Annotated in this window: 7 protein-coding genes; 4 read left to right on the forward strand and 3 right to left on the reverse strand. The window is 68.8% G+C overall.

Annotated features, from left to right (window positions below; all coding sequences use genetic code 11):
* Positions 1–117: 117 nt before the first annotated feature.
* Complete coding sequence (locus OG753_RS00100) at positions 118–1,251, reverse strand: AAA family ATPase (RefSeq protein ID WP_405786552.1); 1,134 nt, start codon at positions 1,249–1,251, stop codon at positions 118–120.
* A gap of 1,856 nt (positions 1,252–3,107) precedes the next feature.
* Here OG753_RS00100 and OG753_RS00105 point away from each other — a divergent pair.
* The 3 genes from OG753_RS00105 (at position 3,108) to OG753_RS00115 (ending at position 9,632) form a co-directional block, all read left to right on the forward strand.
* Entirely contained in the window at positions 3,108–3,452 is a 345-nt protein-coding gene (locus tag OG753_RS00105) for a CU044_2847 family protein (protein ID WP_405786553.1), read from the forward strand.
* A 4-nt stretch (positions 3,453–3,456) separates the two neighbouring features.
* Positions 3,457–7,560, forward strand: coding sequence for a trypsin-like peptidase domain-containing protein (locus tag OG753_RS00110; protein ID WP_405786555.1), 4,104 nt, complete (start codon positions 3,457–3,459; stop codon positions 7,558–7,560).
* A 470-nt stretch (positions 7,561–8,030) separates the two neighbouring features.
* Positions 8,031–9,632 carry an ISL3 family transposase gene (locus OG753_RS00115; protein ID WP_405786557.1) on the forward strand — a complete coding sequence of 534 codons (1,602 nt, stop codon included), beginning with the start codon at positions 8,031–8,033 and terminating at the stop codon, positions 9,630–9,632.
* A gap of 111 nt (positions 9,633–9,743) precedes the next feature.
* Here the strand turns inward: OG753_RS00115 and OG753_RS00120 are convergent, their stop codons facing one another.
* Positions 9,744–10,475, reverse strand: coding sequence for a DUF6193 family natural product biosynthesis protein (locus tag OG753_RS00120; protein WP_405786558.1), 732 nt, complete (start codon positions 10,473–10,475; stop codon positions 9,744–9,746).
* A 272-nt stretch (positions 10,476–10,747) separates the two neighbouring features.
* On the opposite strand from OG753_RS00120, the gene OG753_RS00125 reads away from it, so the two are divergent.
* Complete coding sequence (locus tag OG753_RS00125) at positions 10,748–11,047, forward strand: hypothetical protein (protein ID WP_405786560.1); 300 nt, start codon at positions 10,748–10,750, stop codon at positions 11,045–11,047.
* Between the two features lie 90 nt (positions 11,048–11,137).
* Here the strand turns inward: OG753_RS00125 and OG753_RS00130 are convergent, their stop codons facing one another.
* Entirely contained in the window at positions 11,138–12,721 is a 1,584-nt protein-coding gene (locus tag OG753_RS00130) for an ISL3 family transposase (protein WP_405786562.1), read from the reverse strand.
* Positions 12,722–12,768 lie beyond the last annotated feature (47 nt).

The raw sequence follows: 12,768 nt of genomic DNA on the forward strand, positions 1-12,768 counted from the left end.
GACGTGCGGGGCGCCGCCACCGATTTCCACCAGCTCACCCCTTCACAGCTGCTCAGGTGCGTCGCCCCACGCCAGTGACACTGCACCTCGTGGACTCTCCAGAGGCGCCGGGGCCCCTCAGATGCCTCCGAGTCGGCGGCATGCCGCCTCGACCAGGGCGCTGCCGGAGTGCGCGAGGGGGTTCGTCAGGACGGCGTCGATGACGTGGGCGGTGATCTGGGCGAAGGCGCGGAAGTTGCCCCGTGCGCAGCGTTCGTCGGCTCGGGCGATGTGCTGTGGCGGCACCCTGCCCCACAGCGGGTGGAAGGCGGGCAGGAGGGCCTGGGCCTGAGCGGGGGTGAGTGGCGGGATGTGCTGGCGGGTCAGGATGCGGGAGGCGAGTTCTGGTAGCCGCTGGAGGGCTTGGGTGCTTCCGGTTCCGGCCAGGATGAGGGTGGTGGGTGCGCCGGGGTCGACTGCCAGGCGGCAGAGGTATTCCAGGGCGGGTGGGGAAAGCCGTTGGATGTCGTCGCACACCAGCACGTGCGGGCTGCGCAGCGCGGTGGCCAGGGCCTGGTCGGTGGTGTTGCGCCGGTTGTCGGGGCGCACCTTGAGTGCGAGTGCTTCGGCGATCGCGTGGCGTAGCTGGGAGATCGTGGCGCCCACGGGTATCGGGACGCGGCGGATGGCCGGGCCGGGCGGCAGGCGGGCGAGGGCGTATTGCAGGGCGATGGTCTTGCCGGTCCCCGGGGCGCCGTCGATGTTCATGACGCCGCCGGCGGCCACGACGTGCCGCAGGGCTGAGGCGGTCTGTTCCAGGGCGTCGGTGACCACCACGTCCGCTTCGGGGATCAGCGTGTCCACGCCCGCTGCGGCGCAGTGGGGGCCGGCCACGAAGGGGTGGTCGCCCTCGCAGGGGCAACGGCGGGCCCGGTACAGGGGCGTGGACAGGTCGGCGGCAGGGCGGGGACCCGGCTTCCGGCTCTGCCTCAGGTCGTGTTCGGCTGCCAGCAGGGTGTCCATCCGGGCCCACGTCGTCTCGTCCCAGGCGGGGGCCTTCAACAACCATCCCGCGCGGGCGGGCGGGGTTCGGGGCGGGGGTTCGTCGCGTGCCTGCCACAGCCAGCGTGTCACCGTCTTCACCGGCACCCGGGCAAGGCTGGCCGCGGCGTGACGGTGCGGGCCCAGCAGCCGACCTGCCTCGTCGATCGCGAGCAACCGCTCGACCAGCACCGCATGGGACAGCATGCCGTCCCGGATCACCTGCGCCATCCGTCAGCCCCTCACCAGACGAAGGAGGCCAGCGCCGTCGCGGCGGCCAGAGGTCGGGAGCGTGCAGGCTCGCGCACGCTGCCCGCAGTATCCACGCCGCCAGGTAGTCGCGGTTCCTGAAGCGGACGCCCTTGGTGGAGAGCACCCGGACACGGCCGTCGTCCTCCAGGGTGAACGTCCACAATGCGTCCGCGCGGATCTCGCGCGACGGCGTCGGATCCGCCTCCCACACCTGAAGCGGGGACCGGCCCTTCAACGGCCCCGGGTGGTGGGAGGTGTTCCACCAGGCCACCCAGTCCAACAGGCGGGCGGTAAAGTCCTCGAAGTCCAAGAGCACCTCGTCCTTCGGCCGCGCCCGGCGCCGGCCCGGGCGCGGCTGACGTACGTAGCCGGGCAGCGCGGCCAGGAACATCGACTCAACGGCCCGGTTCAAGCCCTCCACCGTGCCCTTGAGGTGCGGGGTGTAGGCGGGCAGGTCCTCCACCTCCACGGCCAGGGCGTCGAACGCGGCGATCACCGTCCTCGACAGGAAGTCCTTGCCCCGGTCCACGCGTACCTTCTCCGGGAGCCCGCCCTGCGGCCCGAACGGCTCCTCGCGCACCACGGCCGCCCGGAGCGCGGCCAGGACCGACTCCCCCGACGGATGCCCCGGGGTGACCGCCACACCCATGATCGTGTTCGACGCGCAGTCCACGAACCAGGTGACCCACGGCCGACGCGCAGCGCCCTCGACGTCGACCAGGACCGGGGCCTGGACGTGATCGGCCTCCCACACCTGGTTCCGCCAGCCCCGCGGCCGGGCCAGGAACACATCATGCTTGCGGGCCTCACGCTCACCACCGGCAAGCCCCGCCCGCTCCCCAGGCGTCAGATCACGCCGGATCGCACGGTGCAGCGTCGGAACCGACGGAGGCGGATCACCCTCGCCCCGGGCCGCACGGGCGGTCAACTCACGGTGGACAGCGGCGACGTTCCCCTTCCACAGCCCTAGCAGAGCCCGAACCTCCGCAGTGACCGTGAACCGCCCGTGATACCGGGCCCGCTCCCCCGGCGCGGCAGCCGCGTCCGTGTCCTCCTCGGCCGCAGCCAGCCACCGCCACGCCGCCCGCTCCCGCACACCCAGAGCATCCGCAGCCACTCGGACATGCCGGGTGGTGAGCTTCCCCTCCCCACGCAAAGCCAGCAGACTACGCACCGCGGGCCCCCGCAACGCCCGCACCGACACGGCCGGCAAAACCGCGTCCGTATCCCCGCCCGACCCCGGCGGGTGAGTCCCCTCATCCACCCCCCGATCACACCGACCACCCACCGGCCAGCGGCCAGCGGCCAGCGGCCAGCGGCCAGCGGCCAGCGGCCAGCGGCCAGCGGCCAGCGGCCAGCGGCCAGCGGCCAGCGGCCAGCGGCCAGCGGCCAGCGGATCAGAACTCACGAAACCGAGACAGCGTCACCCCACATGCGGTAAACCCCCGGACAGCGATCCCGAACCGATCTCTCACCCCCCAGACAGTGGCACCGCCCCTGAAAACAGCCCTCAACCAGCAACAACCCGGCTGCCTCTCACACCACCGCCCCGAAACCGAGAGATCGCACGTGGAGCCGATACGCCGCTGGTGATCACAAACGGTCACCGGCTGGTTGGGTTCCTCGGAGAGCCGGTGACAGTTGAATACGAGAGCCCACCGGTATCAGCCCCCTGTACCCGCCGAAGGTTCCCGGTCACAGCCCTACGTGCGCGTTGGCCGGGCCCGGACGGGCGGGACTCGGCTTCATGCGTCCGGCCCACCCCGGGTGCCACACCCCGCGGGTCCGGCGACGATCACAACCAGAGGCATGTGTGCGGCGGCGGAGGAGGAGCGATGACCCACCTGGCGCGAATCTCCCTGGCGGACGGCGGCTCCCTGCTGGTCGAGGCTCCGACGACCACAGAAGGGCCGGTGAAGGCGGGCCGGCTCGGAGAGGCCATCCACGAACTCCCGATCAGCCTGCAGTCGGCCCTGGGGCCGGTGACAGAGGCAGCGAGCGCCGTACTCGCCCAGCTGCGCAAGGCCGGCCCCGACGCGATCACGTTCGAGTTCGGCGTGGACCTCGCCTTCGAGGCCGGGGCCGTGATCACCAAGAGCAGTGCCAACTGCCATCTGCGCGTGACGATGGCGTGGGAGAAGAAGTCCGACGACCCCGGCACGGGCCCGAAGGCGGGCTGACCCCATGGACATCAGCGGGGCCGTGGCCCAGGTCCTCGGACCGGACGACCGGGTGGCTGGCGTCGGCTTCCTCGTCGCCGAGGGGATCCTGATGACGTGCGCGCACGTCGTACGCGCCGCCGGCGGCGGCCCCGGTGAGAACCTGCGCCTGGTCTTCCCGCACGCGGACGGCACCCCCGAGGTCGAGGGCCTTGTCCTGACGGACGCGTGGCGCGCCCTGGAGAACGAGGACGTGGCTGTCGTACAGCTGAGCAACGACACAACGGCGGGCATCACCCCCCTGCCCCTGGGCTCAGCGTCCGGCTCCCGTGGCCACAGAGTGCACTCTTTCGGCTTCCCGGCCCAGGCCCCCGTCGGCGGCCACTTCGGCTACGGCAAGGCCGGCGGCCTGCTGCCCGCTACCGGGGGCCGCAGCGCCCACCTCCAGCTGACCGGTGCCAACGACCTCACCACCGGATTCAGCGGCGGCCCGGTAGTCGACGAGGTGACCGGCCTGGTCATCGGCATGCTCACCGAGATCACCGCCCCCGACGAACACGAGCGCGGCCAGGGCATCGCCTACGTCACCCCGACCGAGGTCCTGCGGGAGATCTGGCCTGACCTGACCGAGCAGGACGTATGCCCCTACCGGGGACTGGAGTCCTTCACCGCGGAACAGGCCCAGTGGTTCGAGGGCCGCAAGGACGCCGTCCGGCAAGTCCTGGCCAGCCTCTCCGAGCAGCAGCGGGTGATCCTGCTCCTCGGCCCCTCTGGCTCGGGTAAGTCCTCACTGGTCCAGGCGGGTGTAGTGCCGGCGCTGGCGGCGGGCGAGGTACCGGGCAGCGACCACTGGCTGCCCGTGATCGCCCGTCCCAGGCAGAACCTCCTTCTCGAACTCGAACGTTCCGGACTGCCCGGCGCGGTCAGCGGCGGAATCGCCGCGGCCGTCACGCGCAGGCTCGAGGACGAACCCGGGCGCCGACGCGTCATCTTGGTCATCGACCAGTTCGAAGAACTCCTCACCCTGCCAGCCATCGGCCGGGACCGGGACCTGCGCCTGGCTGCCACGAACGAGATCACCACGGCGGTCAAATCAAACGCCGCGCTCTTCGTGATCCTGGTCATGCGCGACGACTTCTACCCCCAGCAGGCCGCCCTCGCCCCCAAGCTGCTCGAAGCCGCGATGCCGGGCCTGCTCAACATGCCAGGCACGCTCAGCCAGGAGGACCTGCACGACATCATCACGCTGCCCGCCCTGAGGGCCGGCGCCCATTTCGAGCCGGGCCTGCCCGAGCACATCATCGCCGACGTCCTGGCCAGTACCCCCGAGGGGAAGACCACCCGCCAGGCACCGGTCACGGTGCTGCCTCTGCTGGAGCTGACTCTTAGCCAGCTGTGGCAGCGACGCCACGAGGGATACCTCACCCACGACGCCTATCGGCGCATCGGCGGCGTCACCGGCAGCCTCACCACCTGGTGTGACACCGCCCTCGACCAACTGCCCCCGGATCACCTGCCCATCGCGCAACGCATTCTGACCTCCCTGGTCCGCTCCGCCGACCCCCGCCACAACATCCCCGCCATCCGTAAGCAGGTCACCCTGCAGGAGCTACGGGAGCTGGCGGCCGACCTCGCCGAGGGCCCGGACAACGGCAAGGCCGTCGACGAAGTCCTCGACACCCTCATCCGTCACCGCCTGATCACCACCCACACGCCGAGCGTCTCCCTGTTCCGCAACGCCCCTCCGGCCCTTCCGGTGGCCGAATTGATCCACGACGCCCTCATCCGGGACTGGGGCACCCTGCGTGAGTGGGTCAGGCAGGACCACCGCTTCAAGAGGTGGCTTGACCAAACTGATACACGTCGGGACCGCTGGGCTGAAGGGAACGACACCGGAGACCTTCTCGCGGGCACAGCGCTCGCGGAGGGCCTCGACTGGGCACAGCAGCGCCGCCTGCCGGCCGATATCGACGCCTTCCTCACTGCAAGCAGGGACCACCAGCAGGCCGGCATCCGGCGCAGCAGACGCCTCAACGCGGTTCTGGCCGTGCTGCTGGTGCTCGCACTGTTCGCCGCCGGAGGAGCGATCTGGCAATGGCGGACGGTCAGCGAGGAGCGGCAGACGGCTCTGTCCCGCGAGCTCGCAGCACGGTCCGGCACGCTGATCGACTCGAACCCCGATCTGGCTGCACTTCTGGCCATCCGCGCCTACCGCACCAGCCCCACCTCCGAGGCCGTCGAAAGCCTGGAGAACGCAGCCGCTCTCCCGCTCCGTCTACGCTTGGCCGGCCACACCGAATGGGTGAACGGAGTGGCGTTCAGCCCCGACGGGCGCACCATCGCCACCGCCAGCAGCGACAAGACCGTGCGGCTGTGGGACCCGGCCACCGGCACGCAACGCACTACCTTGACTCGCAATGCCTCCGGCGGACTGGTTGCATTCAGCCCCGACGGAAAGACCTTGGCCACCGACGTCGACGACAACACCGTACGCATCCTCGATCTGGCCACTGGCAAAGAAGGCGTCACCCTGACCGGCCACGACGACGCCGTGTGGTCGGTGGCATTCAGCCCCGACGGGAAAACACTCGCCACCGGCAGCGGCGACAAGACGGTACGCATCTGGGACACAGCCACCGGCAAAGAAGGCGTCACCCTGACCGGCCACGACGACGCCGTGTGGTCGGTGGCATTCAGCCCCGACGGGAAAACACTCGCCACCGGCAGCGGCGACAAGACGGTACGCATCTGGGACACAGCCACCGGCAAAGAACGCACCACCTTGACCCATAACGCTTCTGGGCTCTCGGTGGCGTTCAGCCCCGACGGGAAAGCACTCGCCACCGACGCCGCCGACTACACCGTACGCGTCTGGGACCTGGCCACTGGCAAAGAACGCCTCACCCTGAGCGGCCACGACGACGCCGTGTGGTCGATGGCATTCAGCCCCGACGGGAAAACACTCGCCACCGGCAGCGGCGACAACTCCGTACGCGTCTGGGACCTGGCCACCAACAGCGAGCGCATCACCCTGACAGGCCACACCAACGGGGTGAGTTCCCTCTCCTTCAGCCCCGACGGAAAGACCCTTGCCACCGCCAGCCACGACGAGGCAGTGAGGCTCTGGGACGTAGCCGTCAGAGAAAACCGTGTCACCCTGAACGGCCACGACGACGCCGTGTGGTCGGTGGCATTCAGCCCCGACGGGAAAACACTCGCCACCGCCAGCTTCGACCACACCGTACGGCTCTGGGACATGGCCACCGACAAGGAACGCGCCACCCTGAAACACCCCAACGCCAAGGTGTGGTCGGTGGCATTCAGCCCCGACGGGAAAACCGTCGCAGCCGCTGGCTCCGACCACATCGTACGGCTCTGGAACACGGCCACCAGCAAGGAACGCGCCGTCCTGAAGGACCACACCGACGAGGCAACCGCGGTGGCGTTCAGCCGCGACGGGCACAACCTCGCCACCGGAGGCGTGGACAGCGCCGTGTTCGTGCGGGACGCGACCACCGGCGAGGTTTACTGGGAACTCACTCTGAGCAACACCGTGTCCGACATGGCGTTCAGCCCCGACGGGAGAACTCTCGCCACCGGCACCGTCGACAACGACGTAGTGCTCTGGAACTTCGCCGACGAAAAATTCGTCACGCTGTCCGGCCACAAAGGACCGGTGAACTCGGTGAGGTTCAGCCCCGACGGCGAAACCCTCGCCACCGCCAGCTCCGACGGAACCGTATGGCTGTGGAACGCGGCCACCGGCACCCACCGCTTCACCTTGCCCGGCCACACAGGGCCGGTGAATTCGGTGGCGTTCAGCCCTGATGGAAACATCATCGCCACAGGCAGCGACGACAGCACCGTGCGGCTGTGGGACATGAAGACCCGCGAGATCCGCGAGAGACTGCCCCAACCCAGTGAGGTCAATTCAGTGGCGTTCAACCCGGACGGAACCACCCTGGCCGTAGGCAGCGCCGACGGCAGCGTGCGACTGCTGGACGTCGTCCTCCGCAAACCCGCCGACGCGATCAAAAAGATCTGCCAGGCCGTCAACCGCAATCTGACTCCCGGGGAACAGAAGGCCTACCTTCCCCACCAGTCCGTCGGCCCGCTGTGCCCCAACTAGGGAAATGACCGCGAGGTCAATGCCCCAGCAGCAGCTCCGCCAATGCAGCCCCGCCTCCCCATCCCCGACGGAAGAAGGCCCTCGCCGCCCAGCTCCTCGAACCACCAACGCCGCTCTTCGCACAGGGCACACCCGCCAGCTGCCACAGCCGGCAAAGCGGCGCCCCGAACCAGCACCCGTTCCCGCAGAAGCCGGGTCCCGCTCTTCCTGATCCACCCGTCGATCACACCCACCCACCGCTGGCCGGTGGATCAGAACTCACGAAACTAAGACAGCGTCACCCCACACGCGATAAACCCCCAGGACAGCGATCCCCACCGATTTCTCACTTGGCTTTATTCACGGGTTGTGGTTCTGGCTCACTTTCCGTGGACCGTGCACGCTGAGTGACGGGTCTCGGACGAGTCGGCCTTGGGGAAGTTGCCCGGAATTGGCCCGTACCGGGTGCGGTGTGGCCGACAGTACGGCCCGTGGAAGAAGTAGTGCTCCAGCTGGAGGAGTTGCTGTTCCCGTCGATCGCCGACGTGGCGGTACTGTCCGTAGCCGTGAACGACGAGGCGGTACGCATAGAGGCCCGAAGCACAGCGGCTGGGGCCATCTGTCCCGGATGCGGGATCTGGTCACGGCGGGTTCACAGCTCCTACCTGCGGTTTCCTGTTGATGTGCCCAGTGGAGGCAGACGGGTCGCTCTCTGTTTGCGCGTCCGCAGGTTCCTCTGCCCGGTGATCTCGTGCGAGCGGCGGACCTTTGCCGAACAGCTGCCGGGTTTGACCCGTCGGTACGGTCGGCGGACCGAGCGCCTGCGGGCGACGCTGGCCGCGGTTGGCCTCGCGCTCGCCGGTCGCGCCGGTGCCCGCATGGCGAGTGTGTTCGGTGTGTCCGTGAGCCGCAGCACGGTGCTGCGGCTGGTCGAAGCGTTGCCCGACCCTGAAGTTCCGGCCCTGCGGGTGGTCGGCGTCGATGAGTACGCGACCCGCAAAGGGCGTCACTACGGGACTGTCCTGGTCGACGTCGAAAGCCGGCGTCCGGTGGACCTGCTGCCCGACCGGGAGGCGTCCAGCCTGGCCGATTGGCTCGCGAAACGACCAGGGGTGGAGGTGGTCTGCCGCGATCGGGCACCGTTCTTCGCCGAAGGTGCCGCGGCCGGGGCGCCCCAAGCGGTGCAGGTCGCTGACAGGTGGCATCTTTGGCGCAACCTGAGTGAGGCTGCGGAGCGATGCGTCGCAGACCACCGAGGATGCCTGCACGTCCTGGCGCCAGATCCAGTCCAGCCTGCCCCCGAGCCGGAGAAGTTCGAAGATCCCTTCGGCTCGCCCTGGCCGAGGGGACACCGCTTCGCTGACCGCACCCGTGTCAACCATGCGACCGTCCACGAACTGCTGGCCACCGGGCTCAGTCGGAGGGCGATCGGCCGCCGACTCCGGATGACCTCTCGCACCGTCAAGCTCCTCGCGGACGCAGCCACCCCGGAGGACCTGTTCCAGGGGCAGTGGCAGGGCCGGCCATCCAAACTCGACGTTTTCAAGCCCTACCTAGATGACCGCTGGAACCAGGGCTGCACGAACGCCTGGAGGGTGTGGGAGGAGATCGTGCCGCTCGGTTATCAGGGCAGCTACCAGCGGGTTCGCGCCTATTTCCGGGAGAAGCGGCTCTCGCCAGGCTCCGTCACGCCTCGGCCACCGTCTCCTCGAGTCGTCGCCGGATGGATCCTCCGCCGGCCGGAGACCCTCACCGAGACGGAGCATCTGCGGCTCAAGGCCGTTCTGGTCCACTGCCCTGAACTCGAAGCCCTCACCGGCCACGTCCGCTCCTTCGGCCAGATGCTCACAGAGCGCCAGGGCGAACGGCTGCCACAGTGGCTCGATGCCGTTCGGCGAGACAATCTCCCCAGCCTCCATACGCTCGCCGCAGGCATCGACCGTGACCGCGATGCGGTCATCGCCGGCCTCACCCTGCCCTGGAGCTCAGGCGTCGTCGAGGGCCACGTCAACCGAATCAAGATGCTTAAACGCCAGATGTTCGGCCGGGCCGGCTTTCATCTCCTCCGCAAGCGCGTCCTGCTCTACTCGTGAAGCGCAGGGCAGACCGCGGTGGGGGCCAGTTGGATTTCCCGTCCGCAGTCGTCTGATGGGGAGCCAATTGGCCACAGGATAGGTGACGGTCAGTGACTGGGTTCGCGCTCGTCATCCATTTTGTTCGGCGGTTCCCGCGACGGCCGGACCGAGATCGGTGGGGAGGTGGCGCACTGCCAGGGCGACGGCTTCCCCGGCTGTGGCAGCCTCGCCGAGAACGTCGTCGGATAGCGGATGCCTCTTCACGCGGAATGGGCTGCCACTGTGTGACGGGACGATGGCCACCTCATCGCGGAACGGGTATCCAGTGCAGGAGCTGAAGCCGAGCGTCCAGTGGCTGGAATATACATAGAGCCGTCGCAGCCGCGGTTCGGCATGAGCCGCTTCCACGAGTTCGTCGAACCCTGAGAAATCCGGTTCCTCGGCCGCCTGCTCCCGCATCGTGCGCCACTGCAGCTCCACCACCGCGGCCGGCCCGTGTTCGTGAGCTTCGGCGCGCTTGCTGGAGCGCAGAAACGACAGCTCCGCCCGCAGCTCCCGTAGGCTCCTGCCCTGCCCCCATGCCGCTCCTGCCCTGACGACATCCGCCAAGTTGGGCGTGGCTCCGGTGATGAGTTCGACTCCGTGACTCCAGCCGGAGACACCGAACCAGCGGCTCTCGGCCCCGATGTGAACGGATAGCGGCTTGCGCTCAGGGACCGACGAGGCGATGCCGGCCGAAACGAGCGGGCCCCAGTCGCCGGGAACCACTGTGAGGTCGGCACCGAGTTCGGCCGCCAGCTGTTCCAGCGCTGCGGCCAGGCTGCCCGCAGCAGCCAGATCAGGGTAAAGGTCAGAGTCCACCTCTATATTCTGCCGTCGTGACGCCACCAAGAGAACGGCGATCAGGCGTCGCAGCGAGAGCCGTGGACACGTAACTCCAACTGTCCGTTGCTCACGGCCCGGGGAGCCATTGACATCACACTCAGTCAGCCCCCACGGAAAGTGAGCCAGAACCCGACAATTGACGTCACTCTGGCCTTCGCGGCTCCTCCTGCTCATGCGGGTGATCGGAAGTCGCTGCGTCAGGGATGATCGAAAAAGAGTCTGGGCTCGCGAGGGGAAGGGACGGCGTGATGGCGATCAGTGCGCTGCATCCGGAGAGGACGGCCAGGCTGGAGGTGCTCGTCAACGAGTGCCGGCCGTTGTTGACGGGTGACGGCGGGATGGTCGCAGTGCAGCGGCTGCTGAGTGAGCGTCGTGTCGAGGTGCTCGATGCGGTGGTGATCACGCGCGAGCTGCTTGGGGCGGGTCCCACGGCACTTGGTGAGGCGAAGACGATCGTCCTGACGAGTCCGGGCAGGGGGCGCGAGCTGAGGTGGCACGATCAGTTCATGGATGACCTGGAGCAGAGCGGTGGCCTCGACGAGCACTGAGGCAGCTCCGCCCGCTGAGTCCGCAGCCCGCCGCCCGTGATGTCGGCGTACACCCGAATGTGGCTCTGGCAAGATTTTCGTAGGCGGAGATCATCTCGGTGACACGGTCGGTTGGTCCGCATAGCGGCGGCGGAGGTGGGCGATCAGGACGACTCGGTGGCGGAGAAGGAGGACACCGGCGCGGCCTGCCATGATCCGTTTCTGCAGCTTGACGTCGGTGATGCGGCCTTCGTTGACCCCGGAGTTGTAAGGGGTTGTGATTCCCTGAGCGACGGCATGCCGGGCTTCGCGTAGGGCTCCGGCGAGGCCCGCGAGAGGGGCCAGTCCGCTGTTTGCAAGCTCGCTCAGCCAGTCCGGCAAGGGTGCCGCGTCCTGGTTGTCGACCATGGTGGCGAAGCGGCGGACCAGGTCGTGGGTGAGCTTGAGTTCGGGGCAGTGGTCGAGGAGCCGGGGCAGGCGCTCATTGATGTGCGGGCTGCGGCGGTGTGGGTGGGTGGTGATCCAGCGGGCCGCTTCGCGAGGTGAGGGCGGTCGTTCGCGTGGCTCGTCGATGGGCAGGCCCCGACGGAGGGTTGCGACGGCCATTTTCACGCGCTGGTAGTGGCCGAGGTAGCCCTTGGTCTGCAGTTCTTCGTGCAGGATCTTCGCGCTGTGCTGTCCTTCGTCCCAGCGTTGCCGCAGGTAGTCGAGGTAGGGGTCCAGCGTGGAGGGCTTGCGGGGCGGCCGGCGCATTACTTCCTGCCAGGTGCGGGCTCGGGCGTACTTGCCGACGGTGCGGCGGTCCAGGCCGAGCTCGCGAGCCACGGAGCTGTGGCTCCGGCCGGTGCGGGTCAGGGCCTGGACAGCCCCGAACAGACTCTGGGCGTGACGCCCGGCCCGGGTGTCCGCCGCGGTGCCCTTGCCGGTCTCGCCGGCCGGTGGGGGATCGTCTTCACTGACTGCGGGCAGGGCTGCGGGTAGACAGCTGCGGTGGGTGGAGGCGATGTCCTGGACGCGGCGGGAAAGGCCCTGCCAGAGGTGAAATCGGTCGCTGACCTGCACGGCTTCGGGGGCGCCTGCGGTGATGCCCTGTCGGTAGGTGAGGGAGCCGTCGCGGCAGGCGACCTTGACGCCCGGGTGTTCACGGAGCCAGCGGCCGAGCTGTTCGGCGTCGCGTCCTTCCCAGAGTGTGAGCGGGAGCCGGGTGGTGGCGTCGACCAGGAGAGTTCCGTAGGTGCCGCCGTAGAGTGCGAAGTCGTCCAACCCCAGCACCCGGGGCGTGACCAGTGGCGGAAGTGGCACCCGCATCAGCTGGGACAGGAGTGCGACCCGCGAGAGCCTGATGTTCAGGATCCGCAGCATCCGAGAGCCGCCCCGGCCGGCCAGCACCACGCCGACGTCCTCCACCAGGCGCTGCAGTCGTGGCGTCCGCCGCTGGTAGCGCACGGTTAGCCCCGGTACTTGCTCGGCGAAGGTCACCTTCGGGCACGTCGTGTTTTCGCAGTACAGACGGCGTACGGACAAGTCGACGCGCCGAGGCTTAGCCTCGTACAGGGGCCGGTCGCCGATCGTCGCCCAGTCCAGGGGGTATTCGGCGGCGCCGCGCCGTCCGCACGCACACACCGCCCTGAGGGCGTCGGCGCGCGGGCGGCGGTACCGGCCGTCGTACGCCGACCAGTGCCTGGTCGACGGCACGTCCGGACCACTCCCGACATCGAAACACACCGGACCCGGCTCAACAC

Origin of the sequence: Streptomyces sp. NBC_00029 (assembly GCF_045160505.1) — a bacterium.
Lineage (GTDB): Bacteria > Actinomycetota > Actinomycetes > Streptomycetales > Streptomycetaceae > Streptomyces.

Excerpts from the sequence above, each read along its gene's own strand:
- OG753_RS00100 (WP_405786552.1), bottom strand. The coding sequence starts at position 1,251 with ATGGCGCAGGTGATCCGGGACGGCATGCTGTCCCATGCGGTGCTGGTC.
- OG753_RS00105 (WP_405786553.1), top strand. The coding sequence starts at position 3,108 with ATGACCCACCTGGCGCGAATCTCCCTGGCGGACGGCGGCTCCCTGCTG.
- OG753_RS00110 (WP_405786555.1), top strand. The coding sequence starts at position 3,457 with ATGGACATCAGCGGGGCCGTGGCCCAGGTCCTCGGACCGGACGACCGG.
- OG753_RS00125 (WP_405786560.1), top strand. The coding sequence starts at position 10,748 with ATGGCGATCAGTGCGCTGCATCCGGAGAGGACGGCCAGGCTGGAGGTG.